17 protein-coding genes are annotated in these 17,010 nt (G+C 73.7%); 11 read left to right on the top strand and 6 right to left on the bottom strand.

Going from position 1 to position 17,010, the window contains the following annotated elements:
• Positions 1–325 precede the first annotated feature (325 nt).
• Both VGI02_RS12420 and gad read left to right on the top strand, forming a co-directional pair.
• Entirely contained in the window at positions 326–1,576 is a 1,251-nt protein-coding gene (locus VGI02_RS12420; RefSeq protein WP_331627683.1) for a chloride channel protein, read from the top strand.
• 70 nt (positions 1,577–1,646) lie between these two features.
• Complete coding sequence (gene gad, locus VGI02_RS12415) at positions 1,647–3,065, top strand: glutamate decarboxylase (protein ID WP_331627682.1); 1,419 nt, start codon at positions 1,647–1,649, stop codon at positions 3,063–3,065.
• Between the two features lie 3 nt (positions 3,066–3,068).
• Here gad and VGI02_RS12410 read toward each other — a convergent pair whose 3' ends face one another.
• Positions 3,069–4,058: an EamA family transporter gene (locus tag VGI02_RS12410; RefSeq protein WP_331627681.1), complete on the bottom strand. Its 990-nt coding sequence runs from the start codon at positions 4,056–4,058 to the stop codon at positions 3,069–3,071.
• Between the two features lie 149 nt (positions 4,059–4,207).
• Here VGI02_RS12410 and VGI02_RS12405 point away from each other — a divergent pair, with 149 nt between their 5' ends.
• The 4 genes from VGI02_RS12405 (at position 4,208) to VGI02_RS12390 (ending at position 7,705) form a co-directional block, all read left to right on the top strand.
• Positions 4,208–5,086 (top strand): SMP-30/gluconolactonase/LRE family protein, encoded by an 879-nt coding sequence (locus VGI02_RS12405; protein ID WP_331627680.1) that lies wholly within the window; start codon positions 4,208–4,210, stop codon positions 5,084–5,086.
• Between the two features lie 80 nt (positions 5,087–5,166).
• Positions 5,167–6,003, top strand: a complete 837-nt coding sequence (locus tag VGI02_RS12400) for an SDR family oxidoreductase (protein WP_331627679.1) — start codon at positions 5,167–5,169, stop codon at positions 6,001–6,003.
• 137 nt (positions 6,004–6,140) lie between these two features.
• Positions 6,141–6,422, top strand: coding sequence for a hypothetical protein (locus VGI02_RS12395; RefSeq protein ID WP_331627678.1), 282 nt, complete (start codon positions 6,141–6,143; stop codon positions 6,420–6,422).
• Between the two features lie 317 nt (positions 6,423–6,739).
• Positions 6,740–7,705, top strand: a complete 966-nt coding sequence (locus tag VGI02_RS12390; protein ID WP_331627677.1) for a DivIVA domain-containing protein — start codon at positions 6,740–6,742, stop codon at positions 7,703–7,705.
• Between the two features lie 46 nt (positions 7,706–7,751).
• Here the strand turns inward: VGI02_RS12390 and VGI02_RS12385 are convergent, their stop codons facing one another.
• The gene (locus VGI02_RS12385; RefSeq protein WP_331627676.1) at positions 7,752–8,678 is read right to left on the bottom strand and encodes a helix-turn-helix transcriptional regulator; all 927 of its coding nucleotides are present in this window, start codon (positions 8,676–8,678) and stop codon (positions 7,752–7,754) included.
• A gap of 119 nt (positions 8,679–8,797) precedes the next feature.
• Between VGI02_RS12385 and VGI02_RS12380 the strand changes: the two genes are divergently transcribed.
• Positions 8,798–9,526, top strand: a complete 729-nt coding sequence (locus tag VGI02_RS12380; protein ID WP_331627675.1) for a class I SAM-dependent methyltransferase — start codon at positions 8,798–8,800, stop codon at positions 9,524–9,526.
• Between the two features lie 7 nt (positions 9,527–9,533).
• Here VGI02_RS12380 and VGI02_RS12375 read toward each other — a convergent pair whose 3' ends face one another.
• Positions 9,534–10,334: an Fpg/Nei family DNA glycosylase gene (locus tag VGI02_RS12375; protein WP_331627674.1), complete on the bottom strand. Its 801-nt coding sequence runs from the start codon at positions 10,332–10,334 to the stop codon at positions 9,534–9,536.
• A 114-nt stretch (positions 10,335–10,448) separates the two neighbouring features.
• The gene (locus VGI02_RS12370) at positions 10,449–11,270 is read right to left on the bottom strand and encodes an SAM-dependent methyltransferase (RefSeq protein ID WP_331627673.1); all 822 of its coding nucleotides are present in this window, start codon (positions 11,268–11,270) and stop codon (positions 10,449–10,451) included.
• A 55-nt stretch (positions 11,271–11,325) separates the two neighbouring features.
• On the opposite strand from VGI02_RS12370, the gene VGI02_RS12365 reads away from it, so the two are divergent.
• Together VGI02_RS12365 and VGI02_RS12360 are read left to right on the top strand one after the other, a co-directional pair.
• Positions 11,326–11,994: a DUF3159 domain-containing protein gene (locus tag VGI02_RS12365; protein WP_331627672.1), complete on the top strand. Its 669-nt coding sequence runs from the start codon at positions 11,326–11,328 to the stop codon at positions 11,992–11,994.
• Positions 11,995–12,034: 40 nt separating this feature from the next.
• Positions 12,035–13,294: an FAD-dependent oxidoreductase gene (locus VGI02_RS12360; RefSeq protein WP_331627671.1), complete on the top strand. Its 1,260-nt coding sequence runs from the start codon at positions 12,035–12,037 to the stop codon at positions 13,292–13,294.
• Here VGI02_RS12360 and VGI02_RS12355 read toward each other — a convergent pair.
• Positions 13,270–13,746: a MarR family winged helix-turn-helix transcriptional regulator gene (locus VGI02_RS12355; RefSeq protein ID WP_331627670.1), complete on the bottom strand. Its 477-nt coding sequence runs from the start codon at positions 13,744–13,746 to the stop codon at positions 13,270–13,272. The two genes, VGI02_RS12360 and VGI02_RS12355, sit on opposite strands and share 25 nt — an antisense overlap.
• 140 nt (positions 13,747–13,886) lie before the next feature.
• On the opposite strand from VGI02_RS12355, the gene VGI02_RS12350 reads away from it, so the two are divergent.
• The gene (locus VGI02_RS12350) at positions 13,887–15,800 is read left to right on the top strand and encodes an ABC transporter ATP-binding protein (protein ID WP_331627669.1); all 1,914 of its coding nucleotides are present in this window, start codon (positions 13,887–13,889) and stop codon (positions 15,798–15,800) included.
• 61 nt (positions 15,801–15,861) lie between these two features.
• On the opposite strand, the gene VGI02_RS12345 is transcribed toward VGI02_RS12350, so the two are convergent.
• Positions 15,862–16,323: a PNPOx family protein gene (locus VGI02_RS12345; protein ID WP_331627668.1), complete on the bottom strand. Its 462-nt coding sequence runs from the start codon at positions 16,321–16,323 to the stop codon at positions 15,862–15,864.
• An 86-nt stretch (positions 16,324–16,409) separates the two neighbouring features.
• Between VGI02_RS12345 and VGI02_RS12340 the strand changes: the two genes are divergently transcribed.
• Positions 16,410–17,003 carry a TetR/AcrR family transcriptional regulator gene (locus VGI02_RS12340; protein WP_331627667.1) on the top strand — a complete coding sequence of 198 codons (594 nt, stop codon included), beginning with the start codon at positions 16,410–16,412 and terminating at the stop codon, positions 17,001–17,003.
• Positions 17,004–17,010 lie beyond the last annotated feature (7 nt).

Below are 17,010 nucleotides of genomic sequence, written 5' to 3'. Positions count from 1 at the left end.
CCAGGCCTCGGCGAGCCCGGCGAGCCCGAAGCTGATCGCGAAGACGTTCGGCGTGATGCGGTCGGGCACGGGTCCATCCTGCGCGAGCGCATCCCCCCGCGCATCGGTCATCTGTCTGCTCGCGCTGTCCGGCACTTCGCGGCCCAGTTCGTCGTCGCCGGTGCCCCGCCGGAGATGATCACAGTGCCGCGCATGGCCACGTGTCCTCCCGGGTGGCTCCCCGTCCGCATCGACTCTTCTCCGCCACCGGGAGTGGCAGCATCCGTCAGATGACTGGCGGCACCCACCCGGGCCGACGCCGGTCGCGGACGGGAGGGGCGGCCTCGTGACGAGCAGGTCCACGGGCTCCCTCGCACGGACCTCCCTGCTCGCGGCGGTGCTCGGGTCGACCGTCGGTCTCCTCTCGGCCGTGTACCTGCTGGTGGTCCGGTGGGGGACCGACCTGGTGTGGGACGGCCACCATGCGCGTCTGCCCGGCCCGGTCTGGCTGGGCACCGCGGTGGTCTGCGTCGTGGGAGGGCTGCTGGTCGGCCTCGTCCGGCGACGCCACGACGCCGACACGCCCCACGACCTGGACGACACCCTGCTGGCGCTCGACGGCGTGATCGGGGACGACCGCGCCTCGCCGGTGCCGAAGCCGACCTGGCTGCTGCGTGCCGCGGTCCTCGGGGTGATCTCGCTCGTCGCCGGAGCGTCGCTGGGCCCCGAGGCGCCGCTGCTGGCGCTGGCGACCGGGTTGGGTCAGCGCATGGCGCGGATCCTCCGGACCACGCGCGCCGAGGCGGCCTCGCTCTCCGCCGCCGGGGCGCTCTCCGGAATGCTCGGCGGCCCGCTGGGCGCCGTGGCGCTCCCGGTGGAACGCAGCGCCACGCCCGCGGCCGCGGTGCGGTTGGTCGGCCCGTGGGTGGTCGCCGGGGTCGCCGGGTTCCTGGTCTTCCTGATCGTGCTGCCCCCGGGGGACGGCCTGCGGTTCGACCTGCCGCCCGTGTCCTACACGTCCGCCCTCGACGTGCTGCGGGTGCTCGGGTGGGCGCTGCCCGCGGCGCTGCTCGGCGCCGTCGTCGGGTTCGTCATCGTGGTGGGGACGATCCCCGGGCGCCGGCTCGCCGAGCGGCTGCTGCCCTCGACGGTGCTGCGGGCCGTGGTCGGCGGTGCCGTCCTCGCGGCGTGCGGGGTGCTCAGCCCGTTGTGCCTGTTCTCGGGCGAGCACGAGGTGGAGGAGCTCGCCACGGTCACGAGCGGGCTGCTGCTCTTGCTCGGCCTCAAGATCGTGGCGACCCTGGCCTGCCTGACCAGCGGGTGGTTCGGCGGCCAGATCTTCCCGGCGATCTTCGCCGGGATGGCGGCGGGCCTGCTCGTGCTCCAGCTCTTCCCCTCCGCGCCGGTGACGGTGGTGATGGCGGCCGGGGCCGGCGCGGCGGCCACCGCCGTGCTGCGTCGCCCGCTGGCGGCCACGCTCATCCTCGCGGTCTTCCTGCCCGCGCCCGCGCTGGTCCCGGTGCTGGTCGGGGTGGGGATCGCGGCCGTCGTCGCCAACGTCCTCGGGGACCGTCTCCCGAGTCCCGGTCCGCACTGACGTCGGCCGACGGGCGCAGGCTCAGCGGGTGACGAGCCGCTCGGGGTGATTCCCGACGAGGATGCTCGCCATGCCTCCCGAGCGCCCGGCCTCGCCGCCGCACCTTTACCCCGGCAGCGGTCTCGACGCCGCCGTCGTGCCCACCTTCACCGCCGAGCCCGGGATGATGCCGAGCGACCGCCTCCCCGAGCACGAGCTCGCCCCGGAGCTCGCGCACCAGCTCGTGCACGACGAGCTCATGCTGGACGGCAACGCCCGCCTCAACCTGGCCACCTTCGTCACGACGTGGATGGAGCCGCACGCCGCGGCGCTGATGGCGCAGACCGCCGACAAGAACATGATCGACAAGGACGAGTACCCCCGGACCGCCGAGCTCGAGCGGCGCTGCACCCGGATGCTCGCCGACCTCTGGCACGCGCCCGACCCGCGGACCGTCCCGGGCTGCTCCACCGCCGGGTCCAGCGAGGCCTGCATGCTCGCCGGGCTCGCGTTCAAGCGGCGCTGGAGCGCCCGGGTCGGCGCGTCGTCGGGGCGGCGCCCGAACATCGTCATGGGCGCGGACGTGCAGGTGTGCTGGGACAAGTTCGCGAACTACTTCGAGGTCGAGGCCCGCGTGGTCCCGATGGCCGGTGGGCGGTTCCACCTCGACGCGGAGCAGGCCCGCGCCCACGTCGACGAGGACACCATCGGTGTGGTCGCCGTCCTCGGGTCCACCTTCGACGGCAGCTATGAGCCGGTCGCGGACATCTGCGCCGCGCTCGACGAGCTCGCCGACGGCGGCGGGCCGGATGTCCCGGTCCACGTCGACGGGGCCTCCGGGGCGATGATCGCGCCGTTCCTCGACCCGGACCTGGTCTGGGACTTCCGGCTGCCGCGAGTGGCCTCGATCAACACCTCGGGGCACAAGTACGGGCTGGTGTACCCCGGGCTCGGGTGGGTGGCGTGGCGCGACACCGCGGCGCTGCCCGAGGACCTGATCTACCGCGTGAACTACCTCGGCGACGAGCTCGCGACGTTCACCCTCAACTTCTCCCGGCCCGGTGCCCAGGTCGCCGCGCAGTACTACCAGTTCCTGCGGCTCGGCCGGGACGGCTACACCCGCGTCCAGCAGCACTGCCGTGACGTCGCGACCCGGCTCGCCACCGAGCTCGAGGCGCTCGGCCCCTTCCGGCTGCTGACCCGCGGCGAGGAGCTCCCGGTCTTCGCCGCCGCCCTCGACCCGGCGATCACTCACTACTCCGTCTTCGACATCTCCGCCGGCCTGCGCGAGCACGGCTGGCAGGTACCCGCCTACACCTTCCCGCCCGAGCGCACCGACCTCGAGGTCCTGCGGTTCGTCATCCGCAACGGGTTCACCCACAGCCTCGCCGACCAGCTCCTCGCCGACCTCCGCCGGGTGCTCGCCCGCCTCGCCCGCCAGCAGCAGCCGATGCGCGACGCCCAGACCGACAGCTCCTTCAGCCACACCGGGGCGTCGAGCCCTGGATGAGAGTCACTCCGGGACGAGGGGCGGAGCCACGGGCTCGTCGGGCGGCTCCGCCCAGCGGATCAGCGCGATCGCCGCGACGACGAGCACTCCTCCCGCGACCTGCGTCGCCGTGGGGTGCTGGGCGACGAGCCACCACGCGCCGAGCACGGCGAAGAGCACCTCGCTCAGCCCGACGAACGACGCCAGCCGCGACCCCAGCCGCCCGACGGCCGCGATCCCGGTGAGGTAGGCCAGCGCCGTCGACAGGGCGGCGACGAGCACCACGCCGACCCACCACGGCACCGTCGCGCCACCGAGGACGATCGGCCCCGTCGTCGCCGTCAGGGGCAGCAGCCCGACCACCCCGACGAGCACGACGACGGCGCTGCCCACCACCGCGCCGCCCGCGGTCAGTACCAGCGCGGGCGGGCCACCGGGGTCCTCGTCGGTCCCGCCGCCGGCCCCGGCCGACAGGCGGAAGTACGCGGCCAGGCACACCGCGGCACCCAGCCCCCACAGCACGCCGACGACGTCGACGGCCGTTCCGCGCCCGACGTCGAGGACGAGCACGAGGCCGGCCACCGCGGTCGCCGTCCCCAGCAGCGTGGCCGGCCGCGGGCGGACGCCGGAGCGCGCCCACGTCCAGCCGAGCAGGAGGACCGGCGCGGTGTACTCGATGAGCAGCGCGACGCCGACCGAGAGGTGGCCGACGGCGCTGAAGTAGCAGACCTGCGCACCGGCCAGCGGGACCAGCCCGTAGACGACGACGGGGCGCAGGTGGCCGACGCGCGGCCGCCACCCGCGGGCCAGGATGATCACCAGCGGTATCCCGAGCAGGAGCGCGGCGCCGGCCAGCCGGCCCAGCACCACCGCGAGCGGGGACCAGCCGGTGGCCAGCAGCGAGGCCGCGAACGGGCCGGCCAGCCCGAACGACAGCCCCGAGAGCAGCGCGATCGCGAGTCCGGGCGCGGTCCGCGTCGGTCGTCGGTCGGCGTCGTCGCCGGGGAGGCCCACTCCGGTGATCAGAGCAGCCCGCGGCCCGGCGCGACGGGCAAGTGACGTGGGTCACTTTCGCATCGGAGTTGTCGATGACGGCGTGGGTCGTTCGTGGTGGAGCCGAGCGGCCGCGTCCAGCGGTCGCCGGGCGGATCGGAGGGGTTCGGATGACGAGGACCGGTGCCGTGGAGTTCCTGCTGCCCGCACGGACGCTGCTCTCGGGCCTGGCGATGGTGGAGGGCGCGCGCTGGCACGAGGGCCGGCTGTGGTTCGCGCACTGGGGGGTCGGGGAGGTCGTGGCGGTCGACCTCGACGGGGCGGCCGAGGTCATCGCGCCCGGTCCGCCCCGGATGGGGTGGGCGTTCGACTGGCTGCCCGACGGGCGCATGATCACGACCGGCGGGTCCGTCACCCGCCGCGAGGCCGACGGCACGACGGTCACGCTGCGGGACGGGGGCGCCAACGAGGTCGTGGTCGACCCGGCCGGTCACGTGTTCGTCGACGGCTTCGACTTCGACTTCGTCGGCGGCGGCGCCCCGGAGCCGGGGTGGATCGACCTCGTGGCCCCCGACGGGTCCTCCCGCCGGGTCGCGGACGACATCCAGTTCCCCAACGGCATGGTCGTCACCCCGGACGGCTCGACGCTCGTCGTCGCCGAGTCCTTCGCCGGGCGGCTGTCCGCGTTCGACATCTCCGACGACGGGACCCTGACGAACCGCCGGGTGTGGGCCGACGGCCTCGCCCCGGACGGAATCTGCATCGACGCCGAGGGCGGGATCTGGGTGCAGACCGCCGACACCGCCGCGCACACCGGCGCGCCGAGCGCTCCCGGGGGCGCCTGCGTGCGGGTGCTCGAGGGCGGGGAGGTCACCCACCGGGTCGAGGTGGACCTGCCCTGTTTCGCCTGCGGGCTCGGGGGTCCCGACGGCAGGCACCTGTTCCTCCTGTGCAACGAGTTCGAGGGCGTCGATCAGCTCCAGGCGGTGCAGGCACGTCGCTCCGCCCGGGTCCTCGTCACCGAGGCGCCGGTCCCGCGCCCGAGCTGAGGCCGGCGGCGGCGCGGACGATCCTGGAGTGCGCGTGACGACTTGCCTTCGAGCGCGCTCGAACGCCTAGCGTCGACGTCGTGAGCACACCGAACGCCGCCAGGACCTGGTTCATCACCGGCACGTCACGTGGTTTCGGCCGCGAATGGGCGGTCGCCGCGCTCGAGCGGGGCGACTCCGTGGCCGCGACCGCGCGCGACGCGAGTTCGCTCGACGACCTCGTCGCCACGTACGGCGACCGCGTGCTGGCGCTGACCCTCGACGTCACCGACCGCGCCGCCTGCTTCGCCGCCGTCGAGCAGGCCCACCAGCAGTTCGGCCGCCTCGACATCGTGGTCAACAACGCCGGGTACGGGCACTTCGGCATGGTCGAGGAGCTCAGTGAGTCCGACTTCCGGGCCCAGATGGAGACGAACGTCTTCGGGGCCATGTGGATCACCCAGGCCGCGCTGCCGATCATGCGGGAGCAGGGCTCGGGCCACCTGCTGCAGGTGTCGTCGATCGGCGGCATCTCCGCGTTCCAGACGGTCGGCGCCTACCACGCGTCGAAGTGGGCCCTCGAGGGCTTCAGCCAGGCCCTGGCCCAGGAGGTGGCCGGGTTCGGCATCCACGTCACCCTCATCGAGCCCGGCGGTTTCTCGACCGACTGGGCCGGGCCCTCGGCCAAGCACTCCACGCCGTTGCCGGCCTACGACGGGGTCCGCGAGCAGGCGGCGGAGTTCCGTAAGCAGCGCACGGCCTCCCCGGGCGACCCGACCGCGAGCGCGAAGGCCGTGATGGAGATCGTCGATGCCGACGAGCCGCCGCTGCGGGTGTTCTTCGGCGACGCCCCGCTGGCGATCGCCGAGGCGGACTACGCGTCGCGTCTGGACACGTGGCGGGCGTGGCAGCACGTCGCCCACCTCGCGCAGGGCTGAGGAGGGGCGACCTCCCGGCTACGGCGATCGGGTGATCTCGGGGCCCGGAGCCGGAACGGTGTCATCGGGCCCGTTCCGGCTCCGACCCACGGTCGAGCCCGGAGCGCGGGTGCAGCACCGCCGAGGAGGAGAGCCTGATGGGCACCGTGGTCGTGAAGCAGTGGATGTCGCTGGACGGTGTGGTCGAGTCGGAGTCGATGGGGACGTGGTTCGCGCCGTTCCACTCCGACGCCCGGGGGCAGAAGATCACCGCGGACCTCGCGGCCGCCGACGCCATACTCCTGATCAACCCCGTGGTCATGGGCCGCGGGGTGAACTTCTACGACTCCGTCCCGTCCGGGACGGTGCTCGAGCCGATGGCGATCACCCCGCTCGACCTCGGCGTCGTCGACGCCAGGTACGCGGTCCGCCGGGCGTGAGCCCCGGAGTGCCGCCGGTGGTGCGGACGGCCCAGACCGTCCCCCTCGTCGCGAGGGCAGGCGCTGCCCGGCGGTCACAGCGTGATCACAAACTGCTCGGCGGACGAACCGGCGGGCCGCTCCCACGTCCCCCTCACTGCGCCGCGCCCATCATCGTTCGGGCTGCGACGGCCAGGTTGTGAAGGACTAAGGAGAAACCAGTAGTGGGCGAGACAGGAACCCGTCGGTCTCCGACCATCATCGTGCCGAAGCGAATCGGTCAGAATTCTACGATCCCGACAGAAAGTGCCGATACGGGCGACGGCACGACGACGCCGGTGCCTGCTCCACGGGCGCCGGAACCCGTCACGACCGACGCGCGGTCCTGGTGGGGTGCGGGCTTCACCGTCACCCGCCGGGGCTACGAGCCCCGGGAGGTCGAGGCGGCGTTCGACCGGGCGGCGGCCGACTACTCGGTGGTCGTGACCGATCGCGACGAGCTCGCCCGCCAGGATCTGCGGGCCCGCGAACAGGTCGCCGAGCTCCAGCAGGAGCTGCGCGACCTCGCCGCCGCCCCCATCGACGGCCGGAATCTCTCGGCGCGGCTGCGGCACATGCTGGAGCTGGCGCAGGAGGAGGCCGCCGAGGTCCGCGCGCACGCCCACGGATCGGCGACCGCGACGGTGGAGCAGGCGCGTGCCCAGGCCCGGGCCGTCCATGACGAGGCGACCGCGCGGGCGCGCGCCCTGGGTGAGCAGACCGACGGCGCCGCGCGGGGCCGCCTCGCCGAGGCGTCGGAGCAGGCGACCGCGATCGTCGTCGAGGCCGAGCGGCAGGCGGGCAAGCTGCGGGGCGAGGCCGAGGAGGTCCGGGCCGAGGCCGCCCGCCGGCTGGAGGCCGCGGAGAAGCAGGCGAGCGAGCTCCTGGGCACGGCCGAGGCCGAGGCCGAGCGGGTCACCCGGGACGCGCACGCCGAGCGGGGTCGTCTCGACGAGGCGTCGCAGAGTCGTCGCACGCAGGCCGAGCACGACTTCGAGGTGGCTCTGACCGCCCGCCGCGACCAGGCCGCGGCGGCGCTCGAGGCCTCGGAACGGGACCGGCAGGAGGTCGAGCGGGCCGGACGCCAGGCTCAGGACGCGGCCGCGACGCGTCTGGCCGCCACCACCGCGGCGACCGATGCGCTCGAGCAGCACCAGGGTGAGATCACTGCGCGCTTCGCGGCGCTGCGCGAGCTCGTCGATCGCGCGGCGGGTCCCGTCCCACCGAGGACGTCGACCGCCCGGCCCTCGGAGCCGGCGGCGTAGGGACGCCGAGCCGGCCGAGGCCCCGACCCGATCGTCGGGGCCCCGGTCAGCCGGCCCGTCGCCACTCCTGCGGAGTGAGGCCGTGGGCGGTGCGGAAGCGACGCACGAAGTAGCCGGGGTCGGGGTAGCCGACGCGCGTGGCGACGGCGGCGACGGTGAGGTCGCTCGTGGCGAGCAGGCGGCGGCCCTCCTGCAGACGCCGCTCGGTGAGCCACTGCCCGACGGTGCGGCCGGTCCCTCGGCGCAGGACCGTGGTCAGGTGTCCGGGTGAGACGCCGACGGCGGCCGCGACGTCGCGGGTCGAGACCGGGTCGCGGAAGCGGGCCTCGATCTCGTCGAAGGCCGCGGCGAGCAGTGGTTCGTCGTGACGGCGGAGGTCGTCGGGCACGTCGGTGCCCAGGCGGGCGAGCCGGACGAGGAGCAACGTCACGTGGGCCCGGGCGGCCTCGGCGTAGCCGTCGCGGCGGGTGTGGAGCTCGTCGGCGAGGGCGATCAGGTCGGCCAGCCACGCCGCGCGCTGCTCGGGCGCGACGTGCAGGCGCCGCCCGGTGGGATGCCGGAGCCGGGTGAAGGGATAGAGCAGCGGGTGCGCGCGCCAGGCCGCGGGGGAGGTCGGCGCGTCGGGGTCGACGAGGTCCGGCGGGAAGAACACGGCCCAGACCACGCGGCCCTCGTCCGGGCTCACGTCGTTCGGGGTGACCACCGCGCCGGGCGCGATGACGAGCACGTCTCCGGTGTCGAGGTACCAGGTCCGCCCGTCCACCGTCATCGGGCCGGCCCGATGCTCGACGTAGAGCAGGACCAGGAAGTCGTGGGCGTGCGCCCGGTCACCGAGGCCCGGCGGCGACGAGTCCGTCCAGCGGGCGACGGTGACGGCGGGGACACCGGGACTGCGGCTGTAGCCGACGAGGGGGATGCCACCGACGTCCCGGCGCACCACCGGCCCGGCAGCGGAGGAATGTCCTGTCGTCACGGCGTTCTGTCCCTTGTCCCCAGGTCAGGAGCAATTCAGAGTAGTCGATGCACCGGAGAACCGTCCGATGACGAACCCCGACCATGGACGCCTCGTCCCAGAACCCAGGAGCGATCACGATGCCCGATCCGCACGCGGGGTCCGACGCCCGGCCCTCCCGTCCGTATCTGCCGGCGATGGGTCAGGGCGGCCCCCTGGTCTTCTACGACGTGATCTCGCGGCTGTTCGGTGCGCGCGAGGCCCATGCCCGCCTGGTCGAGGTGGCCGACCTGGCCGCGGGGCCGACCGCGCTCGAGATCGGTTGCGGCACGGGCAACGTGCTGCTGGCGGCGGCGAAGGCGGAACCGGCCGCCACCGTCGTCGGGCTCGACCCGGACGCGTCCGCGCTCGAGCGGGCCCGGCACAAGGCGCGGCGGGTCCCGGCGATCCGCGTCGAGCAGGGCTACGCCGACGAGCTCCCGCACGCCGACGGCAGCGTCGACCGTGTGCTGTCGGCGTTCATGTTCCACCACCTCCCACCGGACGGGAAACGGGCGATGCTGGCCGAGGTCCGGCGGGTCCTCGCCCCCGGAGGCACCCTGTCGCTGCTCGACTTCGACGGCCTGCCGCGTCCGTTGGGTCCGTTCACGCCGCTGATGCGACTTCTCGGGCAGCGCGGTCAGGGCCATGACCACGGCCATGACCACGGCCACGGGCAGGACGAACCGCTCGAGCTCGCCCCGAACGACCGTGCGCTGACTCGCGCGCTCATCGCCGAGGCGGGCCTGGTCGACGTCGTCGAGGTCGCCGAGGGACGCGGCTCCTTCGGTGCGTGGACGATCCAGCGGGCGGTGCGCTCCTCGGACTGACCCGGATTCAGCGGGGTTGGCCGGTGGGGCACCAGTACGTGGTGCGGCCGCCGACGGTGGCCCGCCGTAGCTCGGTGCCGTCGCGGGGACAGTGCCCGCCGGGCCGCCGATGGGGGACGAGCGGCAGGGTGTGCACCCCGCCGTCGCGCAGTGCGTCGCCGATCGTCTCGCGCAGCGCCCGGTGCAGCCGCCCCCGTTCCCGACCGGTCAGGGCGTCGACCGGGCGGGCCGGGTCCAGGCCGGCCCGCCACAGGATGTCGTCGGCCAGGAGGTTCCCGACACCGGCCAGGGCGTGCTGGTCGAGCAGCCGCGCCTTGACCGGGCCCCGGCCGCCGGTCAGCGCCACGGTGAACTGCTCCGCGCTGATCGTCGCGGCGTCCGGCCCGAGGGCATCCAGCGGCGGGTCGAGCCGGATGCGCCCGAGCCGGCGCGGGTCGAGCAGCCGGAGCATCCCGCCGTCGGAGAAGGCCAGGGAGAAGCGCGAGAACCGGTAGTCGCCGGGGGAGCGCCCGAACTCCCAGTGGTCTCCGCCGTCGACCTCGGTGCCGTCCGCCGCCGCGATCACGATCTTGCCGGACATCCCGAGGTGGATCCCGAGCACCGGGCCGGTCCCGGCATCGCACCACAGCGTCTTGCCCCGGCGGTGCGCCGCGGTCAGGGCCGTGCCGACCAGCGCGGCCGCGATCTGGCCGGGCGCATGCGGGCGGCACACGTACCCGTCGGTGTCGTCGACCGCGACGATCCGCCGGCCCAGCGCCGAGCGCTCGATCACCGCGCGGGCCGACTCGGCCTCGGGCAACTCGGGCACGCGGAACAGTCTCGGTCAGGAGGTGCGGGGTCGGACGCGCGCCCCGTCGTTGCGGAGGGCCGGGATCAGGCCTGGTCGGCCTGGTCGGCGACGCGGGCCTCCGTGGGAAGGTCGTCAGCGCTCGGCAGTGACGAGCCAGCTGTGGGCGGCGCCCGGGTGGGTGGGGTCGACGCTGGGGTGCACGGGGCGACCGAAGCGGGACGCGTGCTCGGCGAGCTCGCTGACCCGAGGAGTCCAGTCGTGGCGGCGCAGCCAGGCATCGGGGTCGCGCGGGCCGGATCGCCAGAGCGCCGCCAGGTCGGGGCCGATCTTCTCGAGGGCGCGCACGAAGTCGGGAGCGGCCTCGATGTGGTCGAAGGCGAGAGTGCTGCCGGGACCGCCGGCGGCCGTGATGGTGCCGAGCAACGCCTCCGCGGCGGCCTCGTCGAGGCTGTAGAGCAGTCCCTCGGCGAGCCATGTCGTCGGGCGTGACGGGTCGAATCCCGCGGCTCGGAGCGCGGCGGTCCAGTCGCCGCGGAGGTCGGCTCCGACGGCGCGGCGGGTGCACCGGGCCACGGCGCCGTGCTCGGCGAGGACGGCGTCCTTGACGGCGAGGACGCCGGCCTGGTCGACCTCGTAGACCGTGGTTCCCGCGGGCCAGTCCAGACGGAAGGCCCGGGAGTCCATCCCTGCGGCGACGACGACGACCTGATCGGCCCCTGCCCGGGCCGCGGCCAGCACGGCGTCATCGAGGACGCGGGTCCGGACGGCCACCTGCTCGCGCATGTGGGCCACGAAGTCCTCCGCGCGGGGTGGCAGGCCTCGCCCCGCAGTCGCGACGAACACGGCCGCCCACGGGTCCTCGGCGATCCGATCGGGCCGCTCGTCCTCCCACGCCCGGAGCTGGGCGGTCATGAGGGAGGTGGCGCCGATGGCGTCGATGTCCGCGCGGGTCATGGTCGACTCCTCTGATCGGGTTGGCTGAGATAGTTTCACTTGATACTCTCTCGGTGTGAACCATACCTCGGCGACAACCGCGACCGGCGGCCAGGGAGAGGTCGGCGCCGCACCGGGCGGAGTCGCCGAGGCCCTGCGCGCGGCCTGGACCCGGTCCGGCGGCTGGTCGGGGATCGCGGTCACCTCCGCGCCGACGGTCGTCTTCGTGGTGGCGAGCGCCCTCGGCGGTCTCACGGCCGCCGTCGTGGCCGCGGCGGTGACCGCGGTCGTCGCCTTCGTCTACCGGCTCGTCCGCCGCGAGGCGCTCGCCGGGGCGCTGACCGGCCTGCTCGTGGTCGCCGTGTGTGCGGTGGCCGCCGCGGTCACCGGCGAGTCGCGAGGCTTCTTCCTGCTGCCTGCCGCGCTGCCCGGGGTCATCGTCCTGATCTGTCTCGGCACCGTGATCGCCCGCCGTCCGCTGACCGGTCTGCTGCTCAACCGGCTGGCGGGCGGACCGGCGCAGTGGCCCCGTGATCGCGGGCTGATGCGCGTCTACGACGTCACCACGGTCATCGCGATCGCCGTCAACCTGGTCAACCTCGCCCTGCAGGCCTTCTTCTACGCCGCCGACCAGACCGTCGTCCTGGCCGCCGCCCACGTCGCGACCGGCCCGATCTTCGCGACGCTCGTCGCCGGCACGGTCCTCGCCGTGCGCCGCCGACTCGCGCGGGACCGGGCTGCCTGAGCGCGACCGTCCACCTCCATCAGCAGGTCGGAGAGAACTCATGCGCGTGGTCATCGTCGGCGCCGGGCTCGGCGGACTGGCCCTGGCCCACGGCCTGCGGGCCGCAGGGATCGACGTCGCCGTCCACGAGCGCAGCTCCCGCACCGGGCCGCAGCCGGCCAGCTACGGCATCCACATCAACGATCACGGCAATCGGGCCCTGCGCGCCTGCCTCCCTCCGGAGAACTGGGCCCGGTTCGACCGCAGCGCCGCCCCGGCCCCGAACGCCGTGCGCTTCCGCGACCAGGACCTGACGGTGCTCACCGATCTCGAGCTCGGCTCTCCCGCCGAGAACGCCGACCCGATCACGCACCGCCGGGCCGTGCGCCGCGATGACCTCCACCGCGCCCTGCGCTGCGGGCTCGACCCGGTGATCCACTGGGACAGCACCTTCGTGTCCTACGCCCAGCGGCCCGACGGGACGGTCCGGGTCGACTTCGCCGACGGCACCAGCACCGAGGGTGACCTGTTGGTCGGCGCCGACGGCAGCAATTCCCGGGTCCGCCGCCAGTACCTGCCCGAGCTGGTGCGCCACGAGCTCGGCATCCTCGATGTGGCCGGCCGCCTGCCGCTGGACCATCCCGCCGTGCGTGTCCTCCCCGCAGACATGACCGACGGTTCGGTCAACAACGTCGTGCCGCGTGGCTCCGGATGGCTGTTCGCCTCGACCTGGCCCGCCTCCCACGACGGTGCGCCGGAGTCCGGGACCGACGATGGCGTCCTGGTCTGGGCCTACGCGGCCGCCCGCGAGGCCTATCCCGACGACGTCGAGTCCCTGGACGCCGCGGCGCTGCAGCGCTGGGTCGGTGATCGGGTCGCGGGCTGGGACCCGCGCGTCGTGGCGATGATCGCCGCCAGCGCTCCCGACACCGTGGCCCCGGTGTCCCTGCGCAGCATGAGCACGCTGCCGGACTGGGAGTCCTCGACCGTCACCGTGCTCGGGGACGCCATCCACTCAATGACCCCGATGGCCGGCATCGGAGCGAACACCGCGCTGCGCGACGCCGACACGCTGCGCCGCGCGCTCACCGATCCGGGGCCGGACGACCTGGTCGCCCGGATTCGGCGCTACGAAGAGCGGATGCGCGGCTACGCGAACGAGGCGCTGGCCGTCTCCACCCGCAACGCCCGCAACGCCGCCTCCACCCATCGGCTGCCGCGCCTGGCGTTCCGCACGCTGCTGACGGCCACGAACGCCGTCCCCGCCCTCAAGCGCACGGTCTTCCCCGCGACGCGTCAGTCGGTTCCCGGTGCGGGATAGGTGAAGCGGGTCAGCAGGTCCATGAGCTGGTCGTACTCGCCGGGCTCCAACGGGGCCACGAGCCCCTCGAACAGGGCGGCGCCGTTGTCGTGAGCGGCGTCGAAGACCTCGACGCCGCGGCCGGTGATCTCGACCTCGCGGACCCGGCGGTCACCCGGGACCGACTTCCGGACGGCGAGCCCCGATGTCTCCAGGTCGTCGACCACCCGCACGACCATGGCCTTGTCCATGCCGATCGCCGCGCCGAGGTCACGCTGGCTGGTGGCGCCGGCCCGGTGCAGCTCGATCAGCACCGCGAAGTGGCGCAGCTCCAGGCCGAGCGGTCGTAGCGCCTCGACGAGCACGCCCGCGGCGTGGTCGTGCGCCCGGCGCAGCAGCAGGCCGACCGCGAACGGCGAGGCGTCCCCGGGGCGGTCCGTGGCGCGCGGCGACGACGCCTCCGACATCGTCATGGCTGACCCCATATCACGGTAGACCGTCTCAACTGACCCAGACTAGTCCCTCGCGCTCCGGTGGTGGCCCGCGCTGGCAGGGGTCGGGCCGGGAGAGGACGCTGGATCACGGTCCGGCCGGGACCTCGGAGGGGGCAGCCATGGTGACCACCGCACCGGCGGATCGGGCGGTGGGGGAGCAACGGCTCGGTCGTCGCGTGGTCGCCCTGTTCGCGCCCTACCGCGCGCGCCTGCTGCTCATCTCGCTGGCCATCCTGGTGACGGCGGGCCTCGGGATCGTCAACCCGTTCCTCACCCAGGCGGTGTTCGACCGCGCGCTGTTCGCCCCGGGCGGTCCGCGCCTGGACCTGCTCGGTCTCCTGGTCGGGGCGATGATCGTCATCGCCCTGGTCTCGTCCCTGATCGGGGTCGGGCAGACCTACCTGACGACGGTGCTCGGCAACCGCGTCATGCAAGAACTGCGGGACCGGCTCTTCGCGCACCTCCAGCGCATGCACCTGGGCTTCTTCACCTCGACGAAGACCGGGGTGATCCAGTCGCGGCTCGATAACGACGTCGCCGGGGTCCAGTCCGTGGTGACCGAGACCGCGTCGTCGATCCTGGGCAACGTCGTCACCGTCGTGGCCTCCGTCGTCGCGATGCTGGTGCTGTCCTGGCAGCTCTCACTGGTGGCGTTCGTGCTTATGCCGGTGTTCATCGTGCTGCAGATCCGCGTCGGGCGGGTCCGGCGGCGGGTCGCCGCGAGCACCCAGGTGTCGCTCTCCGACATGTCGGCGATCACCCAGGAGTCGCTGTCGGTCTCGGGGGTGCTGCTGGCGAAGGTGTTCGGGCGCCAGGAGCACGAGATCGAGCGCTACCGCGCCGAGAACGCCCGCCAGACCACCCTGCAGGTCCGTCAGACCATGACCGGGCAGTCGTTCTTCGCCGTCGTGCAGGCGTTCTTCGCCATCACCCCGGCCGCGGTGTACCTCGTCGCCGGGTACGTGGGCACCGGGTCGGCCGCGGGGCTCCTGTCGGCAGGCACCCTGGTCGCGTTCACGACGCTGCAGAGCCGGTTGCTCTTCCCCGCGGTGCAGCTGCTGCGCGTCTCGCTCGACGTGCAGACCTCGCTCGCCCTGTTCAGCCGCATCTTCGCCTACCTCGACCTGGTGCCCGCGCTCACCGACCCGCCCCGGCCGCAGCCGCTCGACAAGGAGCACGCCCGGGGGTCCGTCGAGTTCGACGACGTGTGGTTCCACTACCCGCCCGCCGAGGAGGACGAGCCGGAACCCGACGATGCCCGGGAGCCGACGTGGGCGCTCCGCGAGCTGTCGCTGCGGATCGAACCGGGCCAGCTGGCCGCCGTCGTCGGTCCCAGCGGAGCCGGGAAGACCAGCCTCTCCTACCTCGTGCCCCGCCTCTACGACGTCGACCGGGGCGCGGTGCGCCTCGACGGCACCGACGTCCGCGACCTGGCCCTCTCCTCGATCGCGCAGGTCCTCGGCATGGTCACCCAGGACACCTACCTCTTCCACGCCACGATCGCCGAGAACCTCCGCTACGCGGCGCCCGACGCGGGGGACGACGAGCTGGTCGCGGCCGCGCGGGCCGCCAACATCCACGACCGCATCGTCGGCTTCGAGCACGGGTACGACACCGTCGTGGGGGAGCGGGGCTACCGGCTCTCCGGCGGTGAGAAGCAACGGCTGGCCATCGCCCGCGTGATCCTCGCCGATCCCCGGGTCCTGATCCTCGACGAGGCGACCTCGGCGCTGGACACCGTGAGCGAACGGCTGGTCCAGCACGCCCTGGAGAGCGTCATGTCCGGTCGGACGACGATCGCCATCGCCCATCGCCTCTCCACCGTGCTCGCCGCGGACGTCATCTTCGCCCTGGACGGCGGCCGCCTCGTCGAGCACGGCACCCACGGCGAACTGCTCGAGCGCGGCGGGCTCTACGCCAAGCTCTACGCCGAACAGTTCGGCGCCGGCCAGGTCGAGGCCCGCTGCTCCGACGGGGTGCGCTTCCGCGACGGCCAGGTGATCCATCAGGAGCCACAGACCGAGGTCGCCTAGCGGGTGTGGTCGCGGGCCCACCGTCCCGTCGACGCGGCCGGGACAGGGTCGGCCGGGGCCGTCAGGCCACCGGCCGCAGACGGAAGGCCCGGGCGCCGCCCGCCCAGGCCAGGTGGAGGTCGTCCGGGCTCGGATCGCCGTCCTCGTCCACCGTGATCTGGTTGAACTCGGCGAACCGGCGGTTGTCGCGGGCCATGATCCCGTAGGCCTCGACGACCCCCGGTTCGTCGGTGATGGCCGTGACGTCGGCCTTCCGGCGCTGCCCCCGCAGCAGGATGGTCACCGGTTCGCCCGAGCGCAGGTTGCGGCCCCACGCGAAGGGAGTGCCCACGAGCAGGTCCCCGTGGTCGCGGGTGTACGCGACGGGGACCTCGTAGCGGGTGCCGCTGCGGCGCCCGACGACCTCGATGACGACGAGCCGTGCCCCGACCAGCCGGCACACCAGCGGGACGTGGAGCAGGGTGCGGACGATCCGGTTGACCGCGCCCTGCACCGGCATGGTCCGTGCTCTCGGCTGCGTCATGTGCGTCTCCCGTCGCTCTACCGAAACGCATCCGTTTCGATAATTATCGATACGCTAGCGTCTCGATGGACCGGAGGGAACAGGTGATGACGCAGACCGCGGAGCGGGAGGCACTCGGGCGAGGAGAGCACGCCCGACGCCGGGTGCTGGTCGCCGCGCTCGAGGTGCTGGTCGAGGGCGGGATGCCCGGGTTCACGATGGAGTCCGTCGCGCGACGGGCCTGCGCGAGCAAGGCCACGCTGTACCGGCACTGGCCGTCGCCCTCGGCGCTGCTCGTCGACGCCATGGACGCCGAGTTCCGACCGTCGCCCGACCTCGACACGGGCGACCTGCGCGCGGACATGATCAGCCTGGTGAGCGGTCTCGCGACGGGCCTGACCGGCTCGCGGTTCCCGACGCTGATGGCCGCGTTCGTCGACGCCGCCGAGCGCGATCCGGCCCTGGCCGACCTGCACGCCGAACTGACCCGCCGGCGCCGGGAGCCCCTGCTCCGCCTCCTGGCCGGAGCGGTCGGTCGGGGTGAGCTCGCCGCCGACACCGACACCGAGCTGGTCGTCGACCTCCTCGCGGCCCCGTTCTTCTACCGGCGCCTCATCGCCCATCACCCCATCCCGGCGGAGATGCCCGGGGCCGTCGTCGATCACGTCCTCGCGTCGCTGCGGATCGGGCCCAGCTCGTAGATCCGGA

Source organism: Actinomycetospora sp. (assembly GCF_036497245.1).
GTDB lineage: Bacteria > Actinomycetota > Actinomycetes > Mycobacteriales > Pseudonocardiaceae > Actinomycetospora.
This window is presented reverse-complemented; position numbering and strand designations above follow the sequence as displayed.